Below are 23,694 nucleotides of genomic sequence, written 5' to 3' on the forward strand. Positions count from 1 at the left end.
AGTTGAGCTTTTGATATCACTGTTGCCGTCTTGTTACCGAAAGCGCTATCGTCTAAGCATCAAAGCTTTTTTCAAAGCTGCTTTATGGGCCCTGGAGGAGCGACCCCTCTGGGGCTTCTTCCATCCGGCTGCAGCTGAGAGGGCAAGGGATGGCTTTATGGGGTAGGGATCACTCCTCGGCGGACGGCAGGCCCCAGGGCGTGGCTGCCGATGTCAGAACGGTAGTAGGCCTTGGGAAACTGCACTTGCTCCACAGCTGCGTAGGCTTGGCGCAGGGCCTCGGATAGGGTTGCCCCTTGGCCGGTAAGACAGAGAACGCGCCCGCCATCGCTCAGGAGCTGCTTGCCTGCCTGGCGGGTACCCGCATGAAACACCAACGCCCCCGTGGTGGCAGCTGCATCCAAGCCGGAGATGGGGATCCCTCGCTCGTAGGCATCGGGATAGCCTGGGGCTGCCATCACCACGCAGGCGGCATAGCCGGGTTTCCATTTGAGCTGGATTTGGGCCAGCCGTCCTTCTATACAGGCCAGCAGCACCTCGTCCAAAGGGTTTTCCAGCAAGGGCAGGATGACCTGAGCTTCGGGATCCCCAAAGCGGCAGTTGTACTCCAACACGTAGGGATCCCCACTGGGCGTGATCATCAAACCGGCATAGATCACCCCCTGGTAGCGGATGCCCCGCCGTTGCAAAGCCTCCAGGGTGGGATCCAGGATCTGGGTTTGGATGCGGGCCAACAGTTCTGGAGTGACCAGGTGATCGGCAGGGGCATGAGCTCCCATACCACCGGTGTTGGGGCCAGTATCGCCCTCGCCAAGGCGCTTGTAGTCCTGGGCAGGTGGCAGCAGCACACAGATCTGGCCATCGGTTAGAGCCAAAACCGACACCTCCTGGCCGGGGATAAACTCCTCGATCAGCACCTGATCGCCCGGCTTGGCCAGGGCTGCTTCCAGGGCTTGCACGGCTTCTTCCCGATTTTGGGCAACGGTTACCCCCTTGCCGGCAGCCAGTCCATCTTTTTTGATGACCACTGGGAAACTCTGGGAGTCGAGATAGGCCACAGCGGCAGATAGCTCAGCAAAGCCGGTAGCGCGAGCAGTCGGGATCCCCGCCTCTTGCATCAATTGCTTAGCCCAGAGTTTGCTTCCTTCCAGTTGGGCAGCGGCGCGGCTAGGCCCGAAAATGGGCAACCCTGCTGCCTGGAAGGCGTCCACGATCCCCTGCACCAAGGGCAGCTCTGGCCCTACCACCGTCAGGCGGATCCCTTGTACGGTAGCAAACCGCACCAGCCCTTCGATGTCGGTAGCCGCCAAAGCCACGGATTGACAGCGGGGCAGCTGCTGCATGCCGCCGTTGCCGGGGGCACAGTAGATCCGAGTAACCTGGGGAGACTGCAACAGCTTCCAGGCCAGAGCGTGTTCTCGCCCCCCAGATCCGATGACCAGAGCCTGCATGGTGTGCTATTCCGCTGTTTCTAAACCCAGCTTGCCTGTTTTCCGAACATTCCCCATTAGACCATGTTCTTGTACCATTTCTGGGGTGTTGGCGCACTCCGGTCAGTGGACGGCGAGAGAACGGCCCCGCCAAGTCCAGTTGCGGCCGGTGGTGGTGCGGATGGCCGAAGCCAAGATGATGGCCGCTGTCGCCCAACCCCCCACTGCCGTTAGCCACCAGTAGCAGAGGGGCAGATGCGCCCAATGCCGGAGCAGAAGCCGGATGGCCAATTGGGCCAGGATCCCTGCCAAGCTGGCCAACAGCACCTCCAGGGATCCCGTAGCCCCAGCCAGGATCACCCCCAACCAGGGCAAGCTGCAGATCCCCAAGACCGTACCCATTGCCAACACCGCCAAGGCCCAGTTGCGCTCCAGGCCCAGGAACCAGTTTTTGGTCCACCCTTCCCAAAGGGCAGCCCCGTTGGCATACATGCGGCTGCGCACCCGCGGCCCTCCCAGGCAAATTTGCAGGCCCAACCCCTGGGCTTTGATCCGTTGCCCCAGGGCCACATCCTCGATCACCACATCGGCCACTCCGGCATGCCCGCCAACTTGCTCGTAGGCAGAGCGCCGAAACAGCAGGAAGGGACCAAAGGCAAAGGCTTTGGGGTTGTCGGGATCGTTCACGGCGGCAAAGTTGTAACCCACCGCCAGGATGGTCATCATGATGGGTTGCACCAGCCACTCCGCCAGGCAACCGCACACCAATTGCGGCCCTACACTCACCAAGCCGCTGCCGCTTGCCAGCAAATGTCCTAAGGCCGCTTCAATGGCACCGGATCCCAGCCGCACGTCGCAATCCAGAAACAGCAAGTAGTCGGCTTCTACGCGGGCGACGGCTTGGGCACAGGCCCAGTTTTTGCCCACCCACCTTTGGCCTTTGGGACGGGGATCCCCCTTGAGCAGGTGTAGGCGCGGATCTTGCCGTTCGGCGGCCAGGGCTTGCGCCAACTCCCAGGTGGCATCCGTGGACTCATCGTCCACCAACCACACCTGCAAAGGGGCAGAGGTGCTGTCCAGAATGCTGCTCAGGCAGCCCACCACGTTCTCGGCCTCGTTGTAGGCGGGCACGATCACCGCCAGCCGCTCCATTCCAGCCGCGATTTCCCCTGCCTGCTCCGCCGAGGGATCCCTCAGCCAGGGGGAAGCCCGCAACGCTCGCCTCAGTTGCAGGGCCACTAGGGCAATCGCCAAAGCTGTTAAGGACAATACCCCCGTTAGGATTTCTCGGATCCCCACTCCTGCTTCCCTCGTTGTTTAGATGTGCTCAGGAACAGATTCCCACCTCTAATGCTCTAGCTCTGGGATGGCCCAATGATTTTCTAGGCAGACAAAACCCCCTCTACGATATCGCCATAGGGCCGGGGAAAGATTAGCCAGACCTGGCGCTGGGTTTCCACCAAGGCACGCACCAAAGGGGAAAGATGGGCAATTTCTTCGTAGCCGCGCTCGGTTTTGAGCTGGATCCCTTGGTCATAAAAGCTATAGCCCTGGACGTGGGCAGAGCGGATGCCCAAGTAACTTTCAGGATCCAGCCCGTCCTGCAGCATTTTGGCCTGCACGGCGGCCACCAGGGTTTGGCGTTGTTCCTCAGACAACTGGGTAATGTTGCGGGCCTTGAACAAATCCCGCTCCAAGTAGCGCCGCGACAGATCCGCCAAGATGGGATCCTTCCCCGACATGGCCCAGAGGCGCATGGGGTAGCTGAAGATGATATCGTCGGCAGCCAAGTAGAGGGGGAGCGGCAACTCGAAGGGATCCCCTTTTTGAGCCGCCAGCGAGGCCCAGCACCAAGCGCTGAGGATGGGATCCAGCTCAATCTCCCCCCTTTGCAGGAGCGCCTCTGCCCGCCTGAATAGCCGCTCCAAGATAAAACGGGCACAGAGGCTCTTGGGGTGCTGGTACACCTGGGTGTACATGAAATAGCGCACCACCAGGTAGTGCTCGATGGCCCCCAGGCCTTTGCGGGCGGGGATGGACAGGGATCCCGTCTCCGGGTCATAATCCAGCACCGTTAGGATGCGATCCAAGTCCAGGTGGCCGTATTGGGCACCCGTGAGCAGGCTATCCCGCATCAGGTAATCGAAGCGGTCGCAGTCCAGTTGGCTGGAGATGAGTTGCCCCACCAGCGGCAGGGGAAACTGCTTCTGCAGCACTTGCTGCATCTGGGCCGGCAGTTGGGAATCAAACTCCGCCAGCAGCGTCCTCACCTGGGGATCCTCCCGGAGAATGCGGGCCGTCCAAACCTCGTGCCGGCAGCCGAAGATCTCTTCCCCGGCATGGCTAAAAGGGGCATGGCCAATGTCGTGCAGCAGAGCCGAGGCCAAGGTTACCGCCCGATAGGGACGCAGCTCCGGGTGGCGATGGGCCAATTTGTCGAACAGCCGCCGCGTTACCTGCAGCACCCCCACCGAATGGGTAAAGCGGGATCCCTCTGCCCCGTGGAAGGTAAAAAAGGCCGTGTCCAACTGGCGAATGCGGCGCAGCCGCTGAAAGGCCGGTGTATCGATCAGGCGAATGAGCAGGGCCTCAACTGCGTCCCCTCCATTCAGGCTAATGGCGCCATGCAGGGGATCGTGGTAGGTGCGGGACTTGCAAAACCGTAGCGGCATACTCCCACCATACCTCGCCAATTTTGGGATCCTTGGCTAGCCTGTCTGGGGGTGCTTCCCGCCTCGCCCTATCTATGCCCGCTTTCCCATGCCTCTCTCTGCAAAGGATGCCAGCACCCGAACCCCAGAAAACTCGACTCCAAGACAACAAGACAGCTGGGTGTTCCTCCTCTCCCTGCTGATTTTGATACTCAGTTTGGGGCTAACCGGCTGCTCTGCCAGTTCTGGATCCCCTGTTGTGCCCAGCCCACCCACCCTCACCCGCTACGTTGCCCTGGGAGCCAGCGATGCCGTTGGCTACAACGCCTCCATTTCCTGTGATGGCCCAGCCAACGCCGCCGGCACTCGACCCCAGCGCTCAGAGCCCCTGGACTGCCCCAATGGAACGGGCTATGTGCCCCGCCTGGCTCGCTTGCTGCCCGGCCCAGTGGAGCTTATCAACCTGGGCCGTTCGGGAGCGGTGCTCAGCCCCGCCATGCAAGCCCTGAGGCAGGGGATCCCGGCCAATTTGCTGCAGGACCAAGTGCCGCGCATTCCCCCCGATGCCACCCTGATCACCATTTGGGTGGGCGGAAACGATACCAACGCCATTGCTCTGGCAGCAGCTCAACAGGCTCTCCGAGGTGAGGATCCCTTGCCCTTCATCGATCAACAGATCCGACAATTCGCCGCCGATTACCAAACCCTGCTGCAGGCGGTGCGTGCCCGCGCCCCTCAAGCTCGCCTGGCGGTGGCTAACCTGCCCAACTTCGCCCTGATTCCTCTGGGTCAGCAGCAACCCAGCAGCGTGCGCCAACTGCTCTCCCTGATCTCGGTTGGCCTCACGCAACGGGCCATCAACCCCTTGAGCCAACAGGGGATCCCAGTGGTGGACTTGCTCTGCGATCCCCGCTCCTACCGACGCGAGTCCTTCTTTCCCGGCCCGCTGGCCGACGGCTTTCACCCCAACGACCGGGGCTACGCCGATTTGGCCGATGCCTTCTTGAGCGCCCTTCGGCAACCGCTCCCTCCCCAAACCCGCTGCCCTCCCTTTAGCGAGGCGGGATCCCTGCAACCAGATGCGGCGGCAGAGTCCGCCCTCCGCAGTTTTCTCACGGATGGATACAAGCCGGCACAATAGGAAGGATCTCTGCGCTCGGCAAGGGATCCCAAAGGCGCTTAGACGATCCAGCCACGGAGAACGGGCCAGTTTTAGGAAGCAGCTACCGCTGCCGAGGAACGCCGCCGCCGGCCCAGAGCACCCGCTACCGGCTCCGGTTGGGTTTCCACACTCAGGGAAGACACAGACTCCTCTTCAGGGGATTGCACAAAAACCGCCACCGTGGGCTTGCCGGGCAATTGTTCTCGCAAGAAACGGCGCACCACCCGCTCCACTTCGCCCTTAAGGCCGGCCCAGTCGATGTCCAGGCTGCCCCGCTCCAGCGAACGAGCAAATTGGGGCCACGCTTGCCGAAGGGTGTTCTCCAGAAGGGGTTTCAGGTCGGATCCCTTGAGTTGGTTCCCTTCCCCCGCCAAGCCAAAGGTTTGCACCTGCGGGGTGCAGAGCAACTGGCCGCTGCCGTCCAGGCTGATCACCACCGTCACCATACCGTCTTTGGCGATCTGCTGCCGCTCCTGCATCATCTCATCCATCACCACTCCATCGTGGGAAGCGGCGATCATCTGTAGGCCAGAGGGGACGCGGCCTGTGATGGCAATGCGCTCCCGGTTCACCTCCACCACATCGCCATTGTCGATGATCACAATGTTTTCCCGCGGGATCCCCATGCTCATGGCGGTTTCGGCGTGCTTGACCAGCATGCGGTATTCCCCGTGGGTGGGGACAAAGAACTTGGGGCGGGTGAGGGCAATCATCAGCTTCTGGTCTTCCTGGCAGCCGTGGCCGGAAACGTGCAGGCCCTTGTCTTTGCCGTAAATGACATTGGCTCCCAGCTCCATCAGCTTGTCAATGACCCGCGAGACTGCGATGGTGTTGCCAGGGATCGGGTTGGCCGACCACACCACCGTGTCTCCTGGCTTGATTTGCAACTGCGGGTGCTCACCGTTGGCGATGCGGGTAAGAGCAGCCAGCGGTTCTCCCTGGGATCCGGTGGTGAGGATGATCACCCGGTCATCCGGCAGGCTGTTGATCACATGCATCGGCTGCAGCGTCTCGTCCTTGCAGCGGATGTAGCCCAAGCGCCGCGCATGAGCCACCACGTTTAGCATGGAGCGGCCCAGCAGAGACACCACCCGACCCTGCTGTTCGGCGATCTGCAGCACCAAGTTGAGACGATGTACCGAAGAAGCAAAGGTAGTGATGATCACCCGTCCCTTGGCTCCCGCAATGGCCTTGGTGAGACCGGGCACCACTGAGGCTTCAGAGGGGGTGAACCCCGGCACTTCAGCGTTGGTGGAGTCGCTGATCAGGCAGAGCACTCCCTTTTCTCCATGTTCGGCCAACCGCTGCAGGTCGAAGTACTCCCCATCCACGGGGGTATGGTCGATCTTAAAGTCGCCGGTCTGAATAATGACGCCCACAGGCGTGTGCAGAGCCACCGTAAAGCTATCGGCAAAAGAGTGGGTGTTGCGAATGAATTCGGCAAAAAAGTGCTTACTCAAGGGAACGATTTCACGGGGGCCAACAGGACGCAGCTCTGTGCGGTTGAGCAGGCCCACTTCCCGCAGTTTCTCTTCCAGCAGCGCCAGCGCCAATCTGGGGCCGTAGATGACCGGAATATCAAATTCCCGCAGGTGATACGGGATGCCACCGATGTGATCTTCGTGGCCGTGGGTAACCACCATCCCCCGCACTTTGTCGCGGTTTTGCTTGATGTAGGTCATGTCCGGCAGCACGATGTTAATGCCGTGCATGCTCTCATCGGGAAAAGCCAAACCGGCATCCAAGAGGATGATGTCATCCTCGTAGCGGAAGGCCCATGTGTTTTTGCCGATCTCCCGTTCGCCGCCCAGCGGAATCATCTGAACGGAAGAGGTGGATTGTGGGATCACAGAACGAGAAGCAACTGAAGAACGTGGTGTTGGCATATGGGTTTAGATCCTCAACAGTAAAAAAACAAAAACAGAAATGGGCACAAGCTATCCCCGACAAAGTTGTGGGCGAAAGCCGCAACTCATCCATTTCCCAGGCCGGGGAAGAGCTTTTCAGGGAAAAAGCTACCTACCCACAGGTCAAACGCCACAAAAGAGCCCCTTGCAAACCCCTGAAAACCGTGGTCATGGCAGAAGCAAAGCCTAAAAATGCAATCATGAAACTTTCGTCGCCATTTGTTCGGATCCCTTCGATTCAGCCAGTAGGCCCATCTCTTCAAGCACCTGTCGCAAAACCTGCAGAGAACTGGGCTGTAGAGGCGCTAGGGGAAGGCGCGCCCGACCCACTCGCCAACCCTGCATCTCCAATGCGGCCTTAATCGGAACTGGGTTGGTCTCGATGAATAAAACCTTGAACAACGGAAACAGGCGCAGGTGGTGGGCCAAAGCTTGATCGTGTTGCCCCCTGATGTAGCTCTGGATCAGCTCCTGCAACTGCAACCCAACCAGGTGGCTGGCTACACTGACCACCCCGCTCCCCCCCAAAGATAGGAGCGGCAACGTCAGAGAGTCATCCCCTGAATAGATGGCGAAACGCGAGGGAGTGAGTCGCCGAATTTCCGAAGCTACATCCATCATACCACTGGCTTCTTTGATGGCGACAACCGTTTCCAATTCTGCTAATTGGGCTACAGTCTCCGGCTGTAAACTGGCCCCTGTCCGACTGGGAATGTTGTAGAGCAAGATGGGCAGGTCACTGGCTTGGGCGATGGCCTTGAAGTGCTCATAAAGGCCGGCCTGGGTAGGCTTGTTGTAGTAGGGCACCACCTGCAGAGAGCCATCCAAACCGAGTTGAGCGGCCTTTTTTGTGGCTTCAATGGCCTCACGGGTGGAGTTGGATCCCGTCCCGGCGATCACCTTAGCCCGACCGGCTACGGCATCTCGCACCACGCGGAACAGCTCATACTCCTCTTGCCAGGTTAGGGTGGGAGATTCGCCTGTGGTGCCACAGACCACCAAGCCGTCACTGCCGTGGGTTGCCAAGTAATCGGCCAAACGAGCGGCCTCATCGTAGTTAAGCTCCCCCTCATCAGTAAAGGGGGTAACCATGGCCGTCAGCACTCGACCGAAGTTCACCGATTGCTTCTCCCCATCAACCACACCAATCCGACGATTAACCGGGCGACCCACCCAGATGAGACCAGTTTGTTTTTCCATCATACCTGCCTTTGCGTTAGGGATCCCGCTTGCCTGCCCTGCCAAGGCCCAGTTTGTGCCTCACCCGGTTGCCACAGGCTGGATAAAAGGGAGATAACAAAGAAGACAGACCGTTTGAACACGGAATGTATAGCCATTTGCCAATCCTGCCCCTACCTTTGGGGGGAGCAGCCTTTCTACCGACACTTGAGGATCCCTATGGACGCCCTAACTGCCCTGAAAGAGCGCATTTCCGCCGACAAATTGGATCCCAGCCGCCGTTTATCGGAAGCGGAGATCCGAGAGCTGGTGGCTTATGCTACGGAAGCTCCTTCTTCCTTCAACATTCAGCACTGGCGGTTTGTTGCGGTCACCGACCCGGAAGACAAAGAGCGCCTCAAATCTCTGGCCTACAACCAACAGAAGGTGGCGGATGCATCGGTGGTGTTTATCATCCTGGGGGATCTGCGGGGGTATGAGAAACTGCCTGAAATTGTGCAAAGAAGCGTTGCTGCCGGGATCCTCCCCCCCGAAAAAGCGGAAGGCTGGGTGAACATGGCCCAGGCAACCTATCTCCACAATCCCACCTTGGCGCGGGATGAAGCGATTCGCTCTGGGGCGATGGCTGCCATGGCGCTGATGATCGCGGCTCAGGCCAAGGGTTTGGTGAGCGGGCCGATGATCGGCTTTGATCCGGAAGGGGTAAAGCGGGAGTTCGGCATTGCCGACCGCTACGTGCCGGTGATGCTGCTGGCGGTTGGATATGCGGCAGCGGGTAACCTGCCGCGCAAGCCTCGCTTGGGGGTGGATGAAGTTCTGGCCTTTGGGCGAGGGCGGGAGTTTTAGCCCCAGACTCAGGTGGGATCCCTGTCGCCCTCTCCTGGGCTCCTACCGGCATCAAGCCTTGAGAAAATGAACCAGCTGTTGCAAGCGATCCCAAGCGGCACCCCTGGCGAGAATCTCGCGAGCTTGGGCGATCCCGGCTCTCCAATCGGGGGCCACTCCGGCCACCTGCAGGGCCAAAGCAGCATTCAAGGCCACCACATCCTGCTGGGCAGGCGTCCCGGATCCCTGGAGAACTTGGGTGAGGATGGCGGCATTTTCCGCCACATCCCCCCCCTTGAGAGCTTGGGTGGGTGCCAGGGTCAGCTCGTAATCTGCAGGGTTCAAGACTTCCGTCCGTACCAGCCCACCGGACAGGATGCCCAGATCGGTGGGTTGCTCCAGACCGGCCTCGTCGAGACCTTCGCGGCTGTGCAACACAATGGCCCCTTCCCGTCCCAACAGGCGCAGGGCCTCTGCCATTACCGGCACCAGCTCCTGGGCGTAAACCCCGATCACCTGGCGGTTGGGATAGAGGGGGTTGACCAAGGGCCCCAACAGGTTGAAAATGGTGCGAACCTTGAGGGCCCGCCGATAGGGGATCACCGCCCGCATGGCCGGGTGCCACTGGGGAGCAAACAAAAAGGTGATGCCCACTTCCGCCACAGCCGCCCGCACCCGCTCTGGCTCAGCCCCCAAGTTCACCCCCAGGGCCTCCAGCACATCCGCCGAGCCGACCTTGCCAGAGGCGGAACGGTTGCCATGTTTAACCACCGGGATCCCGGCTGCACTGACCACAAAGGCCACCGCCGTGGAAATGTTAAAAGTGCCGGCCCCATCGCCGCCGGTGCCACAGGTATCCACCAGGAGAGGCAAGTCCAGCGGGGATCCCAGCGAAGCCCGCTGTAGCACTCGTGCCATGCCGGCCAGTTCACCAGCGCTCACACCCTTGGCTTGCAGGGCCGCCAGAATCGCCCCCGACACCACATCTGGCACTTGGTTCTGGAGCCAACCGTTCATTAACTGTTCAGCTTGGGCTTCGCTGAGAGATTGCCGATCCAGCAACTGCCCCAAAAGCTGTGGCCAAAGGTCAGCCGTTTCCGTCATGGGTCGGGATCCTGGGTGTCAGCGGGTACTCATAGTAGCGTATCTAGTAGCGTATCCCGCCTCTGGGTCACTTGCCTCGTGCAGGTCGGGCCATGCTAATGGTTGGTATAGTGGGTCTGACCTGGGCCGTTTCCGGCCCTAGCAGGGTGCGCTCCATTCTTCTCTTCCCTCCCGGAGGTTGTGATGAACCCTCCAACTAACCCAAGGGCTTGCAGCCCGCTTGCACGAGCGGGAGCCTTCGCCCCCATCCATGTTGTGGGCGGGGGGTTGGCGGGGACAGAAGCTGCTTGGCAAATTGCCCAGTTAGGAGTGCCTGTCATTCTTTCGGAGATGCGCCCCGTGCGCCAGAGCCCGGCCCATCACACCGATCAGTTGGGGGAGCTGGTGTGCAGCAACTCCTTTGGGGCTGCGGCCAGCGATCGGGCGGCAGGGCTGCTCAAGGAAGAACTGCGACAACTGGGATCCCTGGTGATCGCGACGGCGGATTGCCATGCAGTGCCGGCAGGAGGGGCATTGGCAGTGGATCGGGCCCGCTTCAGCCAGGCTCTCACGGAAGCCATTCAAAACCATCCCCGCATCACCCTGCGTCGGGAGGAGGTGACGGAGATCCCGGAGGGCATTGCCGTCCTCTGTACCGGCCCTCTGACCAGCGATCCCCTGGCCAAGGCACTGCAAGCCTTTACGGGCCTGGAGTACCTGAGCTTTTTCGATGCTTCTAGCCCCATTGTTACCGGGGATTCGTTGAACCGAGCGGTGGTGTTTCAGGCTTCCCGCTACGACAAGGGGGAAGCAGCCTATCTCAACTGCCCCATGACGGAAGCGGAGTACGAACGGTTTTGGCGGGCGCTGGTGGAGGCAGAGCAGGCGCCCCTCAAGGATTTTGAACGGGAGGAGCGCAAGTTTTTCGAGGGCTGCTTGCCGATTGAAGAAATGGCGCGCCGGGGCAAAGACACCCTCTGTTTCGGCCCCTTGAAGCCGGTGGGGCTGGTGGATCCGCGCACGGGATCCCGTCCTTACGCGGTGGTGCAGTTGCGGCAAGAGGACAAAGCAGGGCAGCTGTGGAACTTGGTGGGCTTTCAAACCAACTTGAAATGGGGAGAACAGCAGCGGGTCTTTCGCCTCATCCTCGGCCTGGAACAGGCGGAGTTTGTCCGCTTTGGGGTGATGCACCGCAATACATTTTTGAATTCGCCCCAGCTTCTGTGGCCGACCTTGCAATTTCGTCGCCGACCCACGCTGTTTGCCGCCGGCCAGTTGGTGGGCACCGAGGGCTATGCCTGCGCGGTGGCAGGGGGATGGTTGGCCGGACAGAACGCCGCCCGCCTGGCTCTGGGGTTGCCCTTGATCACGCTGCCCCCCGAAACAATGATGGGATCCCTGTTTCAGTTCATCAGCAGCGCCGATCCCAGGCACTTTCAGCCGATGCCGGCCAATTTTGGGCTGTTGCCGGATTTGGAGGGGCGCCAGCTTCGCAACAAGCAGGAGCGCTATGGCCGTTACCGGGATCGCGCTTTGGCTGCTCTGAAAACGACTGGGTTGGTGCGCCAAGTGCAAACCGCCTAGGGGAGCTTGGAGCGTGTTCCCGACCATTGCGATCCAAGTCAAAGTCGAGATTGAGCGTTATCGTCATTTGAAACTAGATTGAGACACTTCCTAGGCGTTTCGCGACCGCCCCCAGCCCCTCTCCCTCTGGGGGAGGAGAGTCGGGAAGCAATGCCACAGAAATATTTAGAAATGTTTCATTCCTATGCCGCGGTAGCAGATCCCAAAACGAGCTGTCAAAAGCTGGGCAAACCTGTTGGCTACCTTCCCTCTTTCCGCTGCTCACAAGACAAAAGGACGCGCATGGACTCCAACAGTTGGGGTGCCCTCTGGGTTAGGTCTTGATAGAGGCAAATTTGCTGTTGGCAGCGGGCCAGGTTATGGGCTTTGCGGCTGGGGTAGCGCTGGGGATCCCAATTCCAGTAGGCGTCTTCAAACCAATCCTGTAAAAAGCGCATCCCCAATTCCAGGGTAATCAGTTGGATCCCTTGGAGAAGGAGTTCCGGTTGTAGGGCGTGCAAGTTCCCGGTTTGGGCATAGCCCCGCAACCCGGCCAGGATTGCCTCGGGCTGAAGGGTATTTCCTCGTTTGCCCCAGGAGCGCAGGGCATCCCCCAATTCAACATAGAGATTGTGATACATAAAGGTGTCCAGATCCACCAGGCCCACAAATCGCCCCTGCTCATCGAACAAAAAGTTGTTGAACTTGAGATCGGCATGGATGATTTGAGTTGGGATCCCTGAGGGCAGCAGAAGATTGGGCACAGTTTCGATTAAAAACTGCCATTCTGCCTGCACTTCTGGGGCCGGCTCATACTGGCGTAGCTGTTGCCAAAGGTGAGCCGTATCGTGAAAATGCGGGATCTGGAAGCGAAAACGATAGTCCATCTGGGCCAAGAGTCGATGCAGGCGTCCAACGGCTGCCCCCGCCTCTTCCAGATAGCCCCAATTGGGAGGAGTTGGGTGACAGGATCCCGGCAGACAATCCATGACCCGCCACAGCCCTTCTGCCCAGGACAAGTGCAGGGATCCATCGCGAGCGCGGCGGAATTGGGGGACGGGGAAGCCGTGTTGTCTCAGCCATTGGCTGATGGCTTGACCATCTTCGGTGACAGCAGGATCAAATCGGGGGTGAAGGCGCTGGGCGATGAAGGATCCCTCAGAGGTGTTGAGTTTCCAAGTTTGGTGAATGAGGCCCACTCGGATGGCTTCGGGTGGCTCTGGATCCCCCAGTTGAAAGTGCTGGACAAGGGGATCCAGCCAAGTCAGGTCAAGCATAGGCAAGGAAGAAATCTATTCAAGCTTGGGGTGCTGGGTCGATCTTTTCGTTTTCAGAGCTGCCTCAAACTGCTTACCACAGCGGCGGCCTTTGAGGCTTACAGTTCAAGTTCTATTGAAGTGGCTTCATGTTGACGATTTTACCGTCCTCGATAAACAGGGCAAGTTGTTTGGGAGGGTGCAGCTTGTTATGCAACCACAGCCTTTTTGCGGCTCACCCGAACGGGACTTGTCGCCAGAACTCACTGCCCAATTGGCCGAGAACTCAGGTGTCGCTGTGGCAAACCCGCGAAAGAGCCCCATTTGCTACCTTAATGAAGGTTGCTGGCCGGACAACCGTTAGGTTCCCTCATCACCCCATGGATACCCGCCTAATCAACATTGGCTTTGGCAACATCGTCGCCGCTGGGCGTGTGGTCGCCATTGTCAGTCCCGAGTCAGCTCCCATCAAACGCATCATCAGCGATGCCCGCGAGAGGGGCCAGTTGGTGGATGCTACCTATGGTCGTCGTACCCGCGCTGTCATCATCACCGATTCCGGGCACGTCATCCTCTCCGCCATCCAACCCGAAACCGTTGCCAACCGCTTCCTCACGGCCAAGCCCGGTTTGCCAGACGAAACCGAGTGAAAGCCATCGCTGTGAGCCGTCTGAGGAACCAGGAGTGAGATATCCTAAAACCAACCCAAACAAGTCAATTGCCCAGCCGTCTTGCGTCGGTCTCTGTCTATGCCAGCCTCTCCTACCCCAGTTCCCTCTGAGTGTACGCAGCAGCAGGGATCCCTTCCGGCTCCCACCCCGCGCGGTCGCTTGGTGGTTTTGACAGGGCCCAGTGGAGTGGGCAAAGGTACGTTGGTCAGCCAGTTGCGCCAGCGCCACCCCGAGCTGTATCTCTCGGTTTCGGTCACCACCCGCCCCCCCCGCCCCAGCGAACAGGAAGGTGTCAACTACTACTTTCGCAGCCGGGAGGAATTTCTCAACTTGATTGAAGCCAACGAGCTGTTGGAATGGGCACAGTATGCGGGCAACTTTTACGGCACTCCCCGCGAGATCGTGTTCCAAAAACTCAATCAGGGTCAGGATGTGCTGCTGGAAATTGAGCTGGCGGGGGCCCGTCAGGTGAGGCAACAGTACCCAGATGCCATTCGCATCTTTCTCTGTCCCCCTTCTCTGGAAGAGCTGGAACGTCGCATCCGCGAGCGCGGACAAGACTCAGAGGCCAGCATCGAGCGCCGCCTGGAGCAGGCCCGCAAGGAATTGGATGCCCAAGACGAATTTGACTACGTGATTGTCAACGACAACCTGGAGCAAGCGCTGCAGGAGCTGGAAGCCCTGCTCTATCCCCCCTCTCCCTCTTCAAAGGAGCAGCAGCCCTAGCTTCTCCAGCCCCTTCCCGGAACGCTGGTGTCGGTGGTGCAGTGGCTCCAGATTGGGCCTAGGGTTAACTTTCGGTTAAGAAAAAAGCTGCTGGGGAGGGTAGTTTGGCTTTACCAAAAAACTGGGTCTGAAGCCCCGCCCTAAGGCCTACGGCCCGCTGACGCGACCAGGGCGGCTTTTATCTTGCTAGACCTTTGATAAAGTAGGCTCATGCGCGTCCTCGAAGCCAAGCTCCTCAACGGCACAGCCCAGCAGTACCAAGCCCTGGATGAGGCCATTCGGACTGCCCAGTTCGTGCGCAACAAGTGCCTGCGCCACTGGATGGATCATCAGGGGGTGAACAGGGCCACGTTGTACTCCCTCTGCAAGGACTTGGCCAGAGAGTTCCCCTTCGCCCAGAAGCTGAACTCCTCTGCCCGGCAAGCCAGTGCGGAGCGAGCCTGGTTTGCCATCTCCAACTTCTACCGCCGCTGCAAGGAGAAGGCAGCCCGGAAGGGCTATCCCAAGTTCCAGAAACATTGCCGCTCCGTGGAGTACAAAATCTCCGGCTGGAAGCTCTCCCAAGATGGAATGTCCATCACCTTCACGGACGGCTTCCAGGCGGGCACCTTTGCCCTGTACTGCAACGGCGAGGCGCGGCGGGACATCCTCACCCTAAAAATCAATCGGGTGCGGGTAGTGCGGAGAGCCGATGGCTACTACGCCCAGTTCTGCCTGGACGTGGAGCGTCGGGAGAAGGTGGGCTACACCGGCGAGGCGGTGGGGCTGGATGTGGGCTTGATGCACTTCTACACCGACAGCCACGGCCACAAGGTAGAGTGCCCCCAGTTTTTGCGTCGTGCCGAAAGGAGGTTAAAGCGAGAGCAACGCAGGTTAAGTCGGAAGTTTCGGAGAGGGGCCAAACCCCAATCCAAGAACTACCACCAGCAGAGGAAGCGACTGGGCAAGGTGCATCTCAAAGTCCAACGCCAGCGTAGAGACTGGGCTGTGAAGTTGGCCCGGTGCGTAGTGCTCGCCTACGGCGGCGCGGAGCGCTTTGTCTAGCGACATCGTGGCGTATGAGGACTTGCAGGTGCGCAGCTTGGTGCGGAATCACCACTTGGCCAAGTCGATTCACGATGCCGGGTGGAGTTTATTCACCGGGTGGCTTGACTACTACGGGAAAGTCTTCAACAAGGTGGTGGTGGCCGTGCCGCCGCAGTACACCAGTCAGGACTGTTCTCAGTGTGGCCACCGGGTGAAGAAGACGCTGTCCACTCGCACCCACCGCTGCCCGCAGTGTGAAACGGTGATTGACCGGGATGTCAACGCGGCCATCAACATCCTGCGCAAAGGGTTGGAGCTGTTGGGTGAAGAGTGGAGCAACGGTACCTTAGGGCATAAGGGAACCGCCCCGAAAGGGGAAACGCTTGGGGAGAGATGCACCTCTGCTGTGGAAGGGCAACCTGACACGGTAAGTGCTGTCGCAGAACCAGGAACCAGAATCCCCTGCCTTTAGGCAGGGGAGTATGACAATTGTGAGACAATGGTAAAGCTGCGCTTTCTGTGCAGCCTCTGGTTCTAATCAGTTCTATCTGGCCAATTAGGGGATAGTATGCTGCACACACTATCTGGCCAATTAGGGGATAGGTCTCCAGCTCTGATCGGGATCCACTGTATCCTGGAGCTTTACGACTGCCCGGCCAAACTTTTGGATGATGCCTCTCTGGTGCAACAGGCTTTGCGAGAGGCAGCCAGACGCTCCAACTCCACCTTTTTGGGAGAGCTGTGCCATTCATTTGAGCCACAGGGGATTACAGCCCTCGCTCTTTTGGGGGAATCCCACATCTCCATTCACACCTGGCCCGAAGCGGGCTACGCGGCGGTGGATGTGTTCACCTGTGGTCGCCACACCCGACCGGAAGCGGCCTGTGAATATCTGATCGACGTGTTTCAAGCGCGACGATATTCCCTGCGCAAGGTGCCCCGCCGCACCGCGCAACCGACACTCCTGGAAGAGGCCCCAGACTCGGCTGAGGTGCTCACCTGTGAAGCGACCCGACGAAGGCGCTGAGATCTTCGCCAATCGCAGCTTTTTCCAAACTGTCATGGGGGCCATCTGTAGGCTGGGTGGGATCCGATTCACCCCAGAGGTCAGTCTATGTTGCTGGAAAAAGCTGTAGCGAGGTGCTTATGAGCAGCCCGAGAAGTTTCTTCTGGGTTCAGGAGTACTTTACCCCTTGGGACTACACCGCCCGTGCCGTCACGCGCATCTTGGCCTACCGAAAAACCCCTTTCCAGGAGATGCTGATCGCCGAGACGGGGGCCTTCGGCAAGGGTCTGATGCTGGATGGGCATTGGCAATCCACTACCGTGGATGAGTTTCTGTACCACGAGGCTTTGGTTCATCCGGCTATGGTGCAGGTTGTCCAAGCGGGCGGGATCCCCCGGCGGGTACTGGTGTTGGGGGGGGCAGAAGGGGCAACGCTGCGGGAGGTGCTGCGTTGGCGCTCGGTGGAGCAGGTGGTGATGGTGGACATCGATGGGGAGGTGGTGGCAGCCTGCCGAGAGCACCTGCCGGAAATGCACCAGGGATCCTTTGAAGATCCGCGGGTGGAGGTGGTGATTGCCGATGCCTTGGATTTTCTCCAGGAAACAGGCCCCATTTGGGATGTGATCCTTTCCGATCTTTCCGATCCCATTGAGTCCGGCCCTGCCTACCGCCTCTTCACCCAGGAGTTTTTCCGCCAGATCCGCTCCAAGTTGCAGCCAGATGGGGCTTTCACCATCCAAGCCGGGCCGACGGGGCCGGTTGAGCTTCATCAACACACCCGCATTGTTCGCACCCTGAAAACGGTGTTTGCCGCCGTGCAGCCCTACGCCATCTATGCCCCCACCTACGGTGGCCCACTGGGTTTTGCCCTGGCAGCTCAGGATCCCATCCCCTCCAGGCCAGAGCCGGAGCAGATCGACCAGATTCTGAGCCAACAGTTGGATCCCGAGCGAGGGGCACTGCAATTCATCGATGGCATCACCCTTCTGGGCCTCTACCAAGTCCCAGCTCACCTGCGCCGCGCCATTGCCGCCGAGACCACGGTTTATACCCTGGACAACCCGCCTCGCATCGAATAAGGGGCTATCCAGCACCCCGAAGGGATCCCAGGAGAGTTTGTCTTTGGTGCCATAACTTGGTAGATTCGTCTGCAGCCGAATTTTGCTTCCCTAATGAGAGTCTTGGTTATTGGTGGTGACGGATACTGTGGCTGGGCGACGGCCCTATACCTATCCAACAGGGGTTATGAGGTGGCCATTCTCGATTCCTACGTCCGCCGCCTCTGGGATCTGCAACTGGGGGTTTCTACCCTGACCCCAATTGCCCAGCTAGAGCAACGGGTGGATTGCTGGAAGGGGCTAACCGGCAAGGACATTCCCATCTTTGTCTGCGACGTTACCAACTACGAAGCCCTGATCTCCTGCATGCGCCGCTTCCCGCCGGAGGCCATTGTTCACTTTGGCGAGCAGCGCTCTGCCCCTTACTCGATGATCAGCCGCGAGCATGCGGTGATGACCCAGGTGAACAACGTGGTGGGCACCTTGAACATCCTCTACGCCATCAAGGAGGAATTTCCCGATTGCCACCTGGTGAAGCTGGGCACCATGGGCGAGTACGGCACCCCCAACATCGACATCGAGGAGGGGTACCTCACCATCGAGCACAATGGCCGCAAGGATACCCTGCCCTACCCCAAGCAGCCGGGATCCATGTATCACCTCTCCAAAGTACACGACAGCCACAACATCCACTTCGCCTGCCGCGTCTGGGGCCTGCGGGCCACCGACCTCAACCAAGGGGTGGTATACGGCGTGCTCACAGAAGAAACCGGCATGGACGAGGTGCTGATCAACCGCCTTGACTACGATGGTGTATTCGGCACGGCTCTGAACCGCTTCTGCATTCAAGCGGCCGTGGGCCATCCGCTGACAGTGTATGGCAAGGGCGGCCAGACCCGCGGTTTCCTGGATATCCGCGACACGGTGCGCTGCGTGGAGCTGGCCATTGCTCACCCTGCTGAGCCGGGCCAATTCCGGGTGATGAACCAGTTCACAGAGCAATTTAGTGTTGAGCAACTGGCGTTGCTGGTGCAAAAGGCGGGAGCCACCATGGGCCTGAAGGTGGAAATCAACCACCTGGAGAACCCCCGCGTCGAGCTGGAAGAGCACTACTACAACGCCAAAAACACCAAGCTCCTAGACCTGGGCCTCCAGCCCCACTATCTGTCCGATTCCCTCTTGGATTCGCTGCTCAACTTTGCTCTCAAGTACAAGGATCGGGTGGATGTGCGGCAGATTTTACCCAAGGTGAAGTGGAAAGGTTAACTCTCCAGGCAAGCTTGGGCCAGGCTCAGCCAGCCGCGCGCCAGGTTGTCCAGGTTATAGCCGCCTTCCAAGCCGAAGAGGGTTTTGCGGGTCACCTGCTCCAGGCAAAGGCGGGCCATGCGGCCAAAGTCTTCCGGCTCTAGCTGCATACCGGCCAGGGGATCCCCTTTGGCACAGTCGAAGCCGGCGCTCACCAGCAGCAAATCCGGCTGGAACGCTTGCAAGAACGGCAAGATCTTCTCGTCGAGGGCCTTTTTGTAGGCCAACCAATCCGAGCCGGCAGGCAAAGGCACGTTGCAGAGGTTGCTGTGGATCCCGGTTTCCTGGGCCAATCCCGTGCCGGGATAGAGGGGAAACTGGTGGATAGAGGCATAAGCCAGTTGGGGATAGCGCTCCACCACCGCCTGCGTGCCGTTGCCGTGGTGCACATCCCAATCGAAAATCGCCACCCGCTTTACCCCCGGCTGATCCAGCGCCCACAGCGCCGCAATGGCCGCGTTGCTGAAGAGGCAAAATCCCATTGCCCGTTCCGGCTCCGCGTGATGCCCAGGCGGACGACACAGCACCAAAGCCGGCTGAGCGGTGGCCAAAACCGAAGCAGAGCCGGCAATCCAAGCTCCCACAGCCAGGCGCGCTGCCTCAAAACTTCTCCCCGAGAGAGCAGTGTCGGCATCGATGCGTCCCCCACCTGCTGCTGCCAACTCAGCCACCTGTTGAATGTGCCGACGCGAGTGTACTCGCTCCAGCTCTGCCAGCTCCGCCAAGGGGGGATCCCGCCATTCCAACTGGTTGGCAAAAGGGGCACCACGCAGCGCCTTAACAATGGACTGCAAGCGAGCCGGACGCTCGGGGTGAAATGGCCCAGTATCGTGGCTGAGGAAAATATCAGAATAGTAAACAGGCAACATGGGCAGAGGCAACAAGCTAAGGCAACGCCTTTGCAGTGTAGCTTAAGCCCGCCCCCTCTATCCGTAGAAGACCTCTGACATGGATCCCGCATAGGGGTCAAGGCCAAAAGAGGCTTGTTGGAGTTTTTGATTGACCACATCCCGCACTACCGACCGCAGCAATTCCAGCTCAGAGGAATTGAGTTGATCGCGGCTGGGACACTCATCGGCAGCCAGCCACATGTAGATGGCGGGGACCCGGTTTAGGATCTGCTGCATCATCGCTTCCCGCTCCCTAGCGTCATAAAACACCTGTTGATGGGGGTGCTCAGTGGAGAGGATAGTTTCCAGTTCTCCCAATGCCAGGTACTCGACGATATTAACCAACATCTTTTCCATGATGAATGTCCCTCCTAAAAATCCCTGTCGCTCTTAAAAACAGACATTAAACAAAAAACGCTGCTTCCCCATCTTCCTCCGCTGCTTTTGGCACCGGATTTTGCCTACAGGCCGACCATTTAAGCCGGTTGCAGTTAAGTCTGCCGTCGGGAAGAAGTTGCGGTTTCGTTCGTAAGATCCTCTTGTGCAGCCAATCCTTGCCTCCTCTATTCGCCTCGTTTGCCTTTCCACTTGCCGCTGAAAGCAGCCAATAGGAGCCATCAGCAGCTGGAAAATCTTTTTGCTGGTATTCAGTACCAACGAAGAATTATCAGCGTTCAAGAGAAACAAGGTAGAGCGTTTAACAAAGACTATAGAAACTCGACTGCAAAAGGCAGGAAGATCTTACTCAGCTATTTGTCATTCACTACCCTAACACGTGACTGTGTAAGAAATTGCGGGAATATTAAGAAACTTACATATTTCTTGACAATTGACTAAAACTTCTGTCTGTCAAGGAGGCCCTGGAAGGCAGTTAAAGAGTTGTAAAGAGCAACTCTTCCCTTGGCTCCAAGCTCTGAAGAACTGCCAAATCCAGGGATCCAAAACAAATAGATTTAGCCTGCTATGGGCAGATCGACTCGCTGAGCCTGGATCCAGAAAGACTCTAGGTCATAGTAGTCCCTTTCCTGTTGCATAATCACATGGACAATGAGATCGGCATAGTCGATCAGTATCCAAGAGGCCGATTCCTGCCCTTCGATGCGGCGCGGAGTTTGTTTCCACTCGTCCCAAACCTTTTCCTCAATTGCTCGGGCAATGGCGCGGACTTGCGTAAGCGAGTAGCCGCTGACCAGAAGAAAGTAATCTGCCAAAGTGGAGACTTGGGATACATCCAGCAGAACGATATCGCCACCTTTTTTCTCTTCTGCCGCGCGAGCTGCACTCAGCGCCATGCAATAGATGGGATCCCCGGCGGGGGCAGGCATGAGATGTAGCAACTAAAACCCTCCTGAAACGACTGAGTTAACCTAGGACACCGCTTTTTCTAAAGGATGTAACAAAAAATGATTCCGAGTCATGAGTGTGCGCGGATGAACCACCTGATTCCGGTCTAGCAAAAATTTTAGGCTCAAGTCACATACTCCCACTACGGTTTTAGACAAATCTACAAAAGCCATCTGCCGCAACCGCTCCAATTCTGGGTTGCTGCCCCGATTCGGCTCCAGGGCATCGGCCACGAAAACCACACAACTGAGGGGATCCATGCCGGGCCGCCCTAGCGTGTGGTTGGCAATGGCCGCCAAGATCTCCGGATCCTGTACCTGAAACTGCTCCCGCGCCACCAGGGATCCCACCTCAGCGTGCAGGATGTGAGGTTCGGCCCGCTCAATTTCATCCAGCTCCCGTTCCTGAGCCACCCTTTGCAACAGTTGCTCCGGCGGGAAAGCCTTGGCCAAGTCGTGCATCAGCCCTGCCCAAGCAGCTTTCTGCTCATCCAGCCCGTAGTGGGCCGCCAGCTGTCGGGCCATCGCCTCTACCCCCAAAATATGGCGAAGGCGAGGGGGAGACACCTGCTCCTGTAGCCAGGCCAACACCTCTTCCCGCCCCAGTTGAGTGCCAATCGCCCTAGTCATTCTGCAACTTCAGCACGGCCATAAACGCTTCTTGGGGCACATCCACCGTTCCCACCGCCTTCATGCGTTTTTTCCCCTCTTTTTGTTTTTCCAAAAGCTTGCGCTTGCGGGTCACGTCTCCTCCGTAGCATTTGGCCAAGACGTTTTTGCGCAGGGCCGGTATGGTTTCACGAGCAATCACTTTAGAGCCAATCGCCGCCTGAATGGGCACTTCAAATTGATGGCGCGGGATCAGCTCCCGCAACTTGGCCACTAGAGAACGGCCTACATAAAAAGCTTTGTCCCGATGCACAATTGTGGATAGAGAATCCACCACATCGCCGTTGATCAAAATGTCCAAACGCACCAAATCATCGGCGCGATAGCCAATCATTTGGTAGTCCATGCTGGCATAACCGCGGGTGCGTGATTTCAATTGGTCGAAAAAGTCGGTGACCACTTCCGCCAGAGGCAGCTCGTACACCAGCGTAGTCCGACCCTGCGCCAGATATTTCATGTCTTTAAAAGTGCCGCGTTTGGTCTCACACAGCTCCATCACGGTACCGACAAATTCCTCAGGAAGAATCACCTCTACCCTGACAATCGGCTCCTCAATGCTGGTGCGCTCGTTGGGGGGAGGCAGCTTGCTGGGATTGTCCACCCGAATCACAGAGCCGTTGTTGAGGGTAACTTGGTACACCACCGTCGGAGCTGTGATCACCAGATCGAGATTGTACTCCCGCTCTAGGCGTTCCTGCACCACCTCCATGTGCAGCAGGCCCAGAAAACCACAGCGGAAGCCGAAGCCCATGGCGCTGGAAATTTCTGGCTCAAAGTACAGGGCAGCATCGTTGAGCTTGAGTTTTTCTAGAGCTTCTTTGAGTTCGGCGTACTGGTCGGAGCTGCTGGGGAACAGGCCACAAAACACCATCGGCTTGGCTTCTTTGTAGCCGGGCAGGGGCTCAGGAGCTTTGCGATTCACCAGTGTGATGGTATCCCCAACCCGGGCGTGTTCCACGCTCTTGATGGCGGCGGCCATGTAGCCCACCTCGCCCGCATGTAGGGCATCCACCGGCTCTTGGTTGGGACGCATCACCCCCAGCTCGGTAATCTCGTATTCTCGGCCAGAGGCCATAAAGCAAATCTTGTCCCCCGTTTTCACCTCCCCGTCCATGATGCGCACATAGACGATCACGCCGCGATAGGCGTCGTAGTAGCTATCGAAAATCAAGGCCCGCAGGGGCTCCGCCACCGTATCCCGTGGGGGCGGCACCCGCTGCACAATGGCCTCCAGAATCTCTTGAATGCCAATACCCACCTTGGCAGAGGCGAGGATTGCCCCGCTGCAATCAAGGCCGATTACCTGCTCAATCTCCGCAATCACCCGCTCCGGCTCGGCGCCCGGCAGGTCGATTTTGTTGATCACCGGAATAATTTCCAGGTTGTTCTCCAGGGCCAGGTACACATTGGCCAAGGTTTGGGCCTCCACGCCTTGAGAGGCATCCACCACCAGCAGCGCCCCTTCACAGGCGGCCAGGGAGCGGGAGACTTCGTAGGTGAAGTCCACATGCCCCGGCGTATCGATCAGGTTCAAAACATAATCTTGGCCGTCTTGGGCACGGTAGTTCATGCGGGCCGCTTGCAGCTTGATGGTAATGCCCCGTTCCCGCTCCAGTTCCATGCTGTCCAGCAGTTGCGGCTTCATCTCGCGAGCTGAAACGGTGCCCGTTTCCTGCAGGAGGCGATCGGCGAGGGTGGATTTGCCGTGGTCGATGTGGGCGATGATGGAAAAGTTGCGAATACGGGAGACAGGAACGCCGGTCATAAAAACCTGATCAGGGCAAAGATTTTTTACAATGCTAGCCTCTCTGCTCCCCTGCCTGAACTGAGGTTGCCCAGAAGTTGGCTGCCAAGGGGAGAAGACACAGCCCTTCTGCCGGACACCAGAGCACCCTACTGGAATTGGCCGGGACAGCTCCTTTCCGGCAGCGCTGACTAGAGCCG

General features: G+C 58.7%; 20 protein-coding genes and 1 pseudogene. 9 read left to right on the top strand and 12 right to left on the bottom strand.

The window, feature by feature from the left end; all coding sequences use genetic code 11:
• Positions 1–155 precede the first annotated feature (155 nt).
• The 3 genes from purD to ACVWZG_RS03535 form a co-directional block, all read right to left on the bottom strand.
• The gene (gene purD, locus ACVWZG_RS03525; protein ID WP_414523130.1) at positions 156–1,451 is read right to left on the bottom strand and encodes a phosphoribosylamine--glycine ligase; all 1,296 of its coding nucleotides are present in this window, start codon (positions 1,449–1,451) and stop codon (positions 156–158) included.
• A gap of 102 nt (positions 1,452–1,553) precedes the next feature.
• Entirely contained in the window at positions 1,554–2,729 is a 1,176-nt protein-coding gene (locus ACVWZG_RS03530) for a glycosyltransferase (RefSeq protein WP_457405021.1), read from the bottom strand.
• An 83-nt stretch (positions 2,730–2,812) separates the two neighbouring features.
• The gene (locus ACVWZG_RS03535; RefSeq protein WP_414349558.1) at positions 2,813–4,102 is read right to left on the bottom strand and encodes an HD domain-containing protein; all 1,290 of its coding nucleotides are present in this window, start codon (positions 4,100–4,102) and stop codon (positions 2,813–2,815) included.
• A gap of 160 nt (positions 4,103–4,262) precedes the next feature.
• On the opposite strand from ACVWZG_RS03535, the gene ACVWZG_RS03540 reads away from it, so the two are divergent.
• The gene (locus tag ACVWZG_RS03540) at positions 4,263–5,222 is read left to right on the top strand and encodes an SGNH/GDSL hydrolase family protein (RefSeq protein WP_457405019.1); all 960 of its coding nucleotides are present in this window, start codon (positions 4,263–4,265) and stop codon (positions 5,220–5,222) included.
• Positions 5,223–5,293: 71 nt separating this feature from the next.
• On the opposite strand, the gene ACVWZG_RS03545 is transcribed toward ACVWZG_RS03540, so the two are convergent.
• Together ACVWZG_RS03545 and dapA are read right to left on the bottom strand one after the other, a co-directional pair.
• On the bottom strand, positions 5,294–7,129 hold the full coding sequence (locus ACVWZG_RS03545; RefSeq protein ID WP_457405017.1) for a ribonuclease J: 1,836 nt from the start codon (positions 7,127–7,129) through the stop codon (positions 5,294–5,296).
• Positions 7,130–7,348: 219 nt separating this feature from the next.
• Positions 7,349–8,269 (bottom strand): 4-hydroxy-tetrahydrodipicolinate synthase, encoded by a 921-nt coding sequence (dapA, locus tag ACVWZG_RS03550; protein ID WP_011431720.1) that lies wholly within the window; start codon positions 8,267–8,269, stop codon positions 7,349–7,351.
• A 279-nt stretch (positions 8,270–8,548) separates the two neighbouring features.
• On the opposite strand from dapA, the gene ACVWZG_RS03555 reads away from it, so the two are divergent.
• Positions 8,549–9,175 (top strand): nitroreductase family protein, encoded by a 627-nt coding sequence (locus ACVWZG_RS03555; protein WP_011431721.1) that lies wholly within the window; start codon positions 8,549–8,551, stop codon positions 9,173–9,175.
• A gap of 51 nt (positions 9,176–9,226) precedes the next feature.
• On the opposite strand, the gene trpD is transcribed toward ACVWZG_RS03555, so the two are convergent.
• Positions 9,227–10,258 carry an anthranilate phosphoribosyltransferase gene (trpD, locus tag ACVWZG_RS03560; protein WP_457405014.1) on the bottom strand — a complete coding sequence of 344 codons (1,032 nt, stop codon included), beginning with the start codon at positions 10,256–10,258 and terminating at the stop codon, positions 9,227–9,229.
• 183 nt (positions 10,259–10,441) lie between these two features.
• Here trpD and trmFO point away from each other — a divergent pair, with 183 nt between their 5' ends.
• A complete protein-coding gene (gene trmFO, locus ACVWZG_RS03565; RefSeq protein WP_457405013.1) occupies positions 10,442–11,821 on the top strand; it encodes an FADH(2)-oxidizing methylenetetrahydrofolate--tRNA-(uracil(54)-C(5))-methyltransferase TrmFO in 1,380 nt (459 codons plus the stop codon).
• A gap of 239 nt (positions 11,822–12,060) precedes the next feature.
• Here trmFO and ACVWZG_RS03570 read toward each other — a convergent pair whose 3' ends face one another.
• Positions 12,061–13,077: a phosphotransferase enzyme family protein gene (locus tag ACVWZG_RS03570; protein WP_457405010.1), complete on the bottom strand. Its 1,017-nt coding sequence runs from the start codon at positions 13,075–13,077 to the stop codon at positions 12,061–12,063.
• Positions 13,078–13,436: 359 nt separating this feature from the next.
• On the opposite strand from ACVWZG_RS03570, the gene remA reads away from it, so the two are divergent.
• The 6 genes and pseudogenes from remA to ACVWZG_RS03600 all read left to right on the top strand — a co-directional run bounded on the left by remA (position 13,437) and on the right by ACVWZG_RS03600 (position 18,809).
• On the top strand, positions 13,437–13,706 hold the full coding sequence (gene remA / locus ACVWZG_RS03575) for an extracellular matrix/biofilm regulator RemA (protein WP_414330335.1): 270 nt from the start codon (positions 13,437–13,439) through the stop codon (positions 13,704–13,706).
• 99 nt (positions 13,707–13,805) lie between these two features.
• Entirely contained in the window at positions 13,806–14,453 is a 648-nt protein-coding gene (gene gmk / locus ACVWZG_RS03580) for a guanylate kinase (protein ID WP_457405009.1), read from the top strand.
• A gap of 210 nt (positions 14,454–14,663) precedes the next feature.
• A pseudogene (locus ACVWZG_RS03585) lies at positions 14,664–15,951 on the top strand (RNA-guided endonuclease InsQ/TnpB family protein).
• Between the two features lie 96 nt (positions 15,952–16,047).
• The gene (gene speD, locus ACVWZG_RS03590; protein WP_414350000.1) at positions 16,048–16,506 is read left to right on the top strand and encodes an adenosylmethionine decarboxylase; all 459 of its coding nucleotides are present in this window, start codon (positions 16,048–16,050) and stop codon (positions 16,504–16,506) included.
• Between the two features lie 119 nt (positions 16,507–16,625).
• Complete coding sequence (locus ACVWZG_RS03595) at positions 16,626–17,564, top strand: fused MFS/spermidine synthase (protein WP_414342992.1); 939 nt, start codon at positions 16,626–16,628, stop codon at positions 17,562–17,564.
• 93 nt (positions 17,565–17,657) lie between these two features.
• On the top strand, positions 17,658–18,809 hold the full coding sequence (locus ACVWZG_RS03600; protein WP_414522586.1) for an NAD-dependent epimerase/dehydratase family protein: 1,152 nt from the start codon (positions 17,658–17,660) through the stop codon (positions 18,807–18,809).
• Here the strand turns inward: ACVWZG_RS03600 and ACVWZG_RS03605 are convergent.
• The 5 genes from ACVWZG_RS03605 to lepA all read right to left on the bottom strand — a co-directional run bounded on the left by ACVWZG_RS03605 (position 18,806) and on the right by lepA (position 23,515).
• Positions 18,806–19,717, bottom strand: a complete 912-nt coding sequence (locus ACVWZG_RS03605) for a histone deacetylase family protein (protein WP_457405006.1) — start codon at positions 19,715–19,717, stop codon at positions 18,806–18,808. The genes ACVWZG_RS03600 and ACVWZG_RS03605 overlap by 4 nt on opposite strands.
• 57 nt (positions 19,718–19,774) lie before the next feature.
• Positions 19,775–20,095: a hypothetical protein gene (locus ACVWZG_RS03610; RefSeq protein WP_011431733.1), complete on the bottom strand. Its 321-nt coding sequence runs from the start codon at positions 20,093–20,095 to the stop codon at positions 19,775–19,777.
• A 596-nt stretch (positions 20,096–20,691) separates the two neighbouring features.
• Positions 20,692–21,063, bottom strand: a complete 372-nt coding sequence (gene rsfS, locus ACVWZG_RS03615) for a ribosome silencing factor (RefSeq protein ID WP_011431734.1) — start codon at positions 21,061–21,063, stop codon at positions 20,692–20,694.
• Positions 21,064–21,105: 42 nt separating this feature from the next.
• Positions 21,106–21,711 carry a bis(5'-nucleosyl)-tetraphosphatase (symmetrical) YqeK gene (gene yqeK, locus ACVWZG_RS03620; protein ID WP_457405003.1) on the bottom strand — a complete coding sequence of 202 codons (606 nt, stop codon included), beginning with the start codon at positions 21,709–21,711 and terminating at the stop codon, positions 21,106–21,108.
• Positions 21,704–23,515 (bottom strand): translation elongation factor 4, encoded by a 1,812-nt coding sequence (gene lepA, locus ACVWZG_RS03625; RefSeq protein ID WP_414350006.1) that lies wholly within the window; start codon positions 23,513–23,515, stop codon positions 21,704–21,706. Before lepA ends, yqeK begins: the two co-directional genes overlap by 8 nt.
• Between the last annotated feature and the right edge of the window lie 179 nt (positions 23,516–23,694).

This window comes from Thermostichus sp. OS-CIW-33 (assembly GCF_054059615.1).

Excerpts from the sequence above, each read along its gene's own strand:
- purD (WP_414523130.1), bottom strand. The coding sequence starts at position 1,451 with ATGCAGGCTCTGGTCATCGGATCTGGGGGGCGAGAACACGCTCTGGCC.
- ACVWZG_RS03535 (WP_414349558.1), bottom strand. The coding sequence starts at position 4,102 with ATGCCGCTACGGTTTTGCAAGTCCCGCACCTACCACGATCCCCTGCAT.
- ACVWZG_RS03545 (WP_457405017.1), bottom strand. The coding sequence starts at position 7,129 with ATGCCAACACCACGTTCTTCAGTTGCTTCTCGTTCTGTGATCCCACAA.
- ACVWZG_RS03555 (WP_011431721.1), top strand. The coding sequence starts at position 8,549 with ATGGACGCCCTAACTGCCCTGAAAGAGCGCATTTCCGCCGACAAATTG.
- trpD (WP_457405014.1), bottom strand. The coding sequence starts at position 10,258 with ATGACGGAAACGGCTGACCTTTGGCCACAGCTTTTGGGGCAGTTGCTG.
- trmFO (WP_457405013.1), top strand. The coding sequence starts at position 10,442 with ATGAACCCTCCAACTAACCCAAGGGCTTGCAGCCCGCTTGCACGAGCG.
- ACVWZG_RS03570 (WP_457405010.1), bottom strand. The coding sequence starts at position 13,077 with ATGCTTGACCTGACTTGGCTGGATCCCCTTGTCCAGCACTTTCAACTG.
- remA (WP_414330335.1), top strand. The coding sequence starts at position 13,437 with ATGGATACCCGCCTAATCAACATTGGCTTTGGCAACATCGTCGCCGCT.
- gmk (WP_457405009.1), top strand. The coding sequence starts at position 13,806 with ATGCCAGCCTCTCCTACCCCAGTTCCCTCTGAGTGTACGCAGCAGCAG.
- speD (WP_414350000.1), top strand. The coding sequence starts at position 16,048 with ATGCTGCACACACTATCTGGCCAATTAGGGGATAGGTCTCCAGCTCTG.
- ACVWZG_RS03595 (WP_414342992.1), top strand. The coding sequence starts at position 16,626 with ATGAGCAGCCCGAGAAGTTTCTTCTGGGTTCAGGAGTACTTTACCCCT.
- ACVWZG_RS03600 (WP_414522586.1), top strand. The coding sequence starts at position 17,658 with ATGAGAGTCTTGGTTATTGGTGGTGACGGATACTGTGGCTGGGCGACG.
- ACVWZG_RS03605 (WP_457405006.1), bottom strand. The coding sequence starts at position 19,717 with ATGTTGCCTGTTTACTATTCTGATATTTTCCTCAGCCACGATACTGGG.
- ACVWZG_RS03610 (WP_011431733.1), bottom strand. The coding sequence starts at position 20,095 with ATGGAAAAGATGTTGGTTAATATCGTCGAGTACCTGGCATTGGGAGAA.
- rsfS (WP_011431734.1), bottom strand. The coding sequence starts at position 21,063 with ATGCCTGCCCCCGCCGGGGATCCCATCTATTGCATGGCGCTGAGTGCA.
- yqeK (WP_457405003.1), bottom strand. The coding sequence starts at position 21,711 with ATGACTAGGGCGATTGGCACTCAACTGGGGCGGGAAGAGGTGTTGGCC.
- lepA (WP_414350006.1), bottom strand. The coding sequence starts at position 23,515 with ATGACCGGCGTTCCTGTCTCCCGTATTCGCAACTTTTCCATCATCGCC.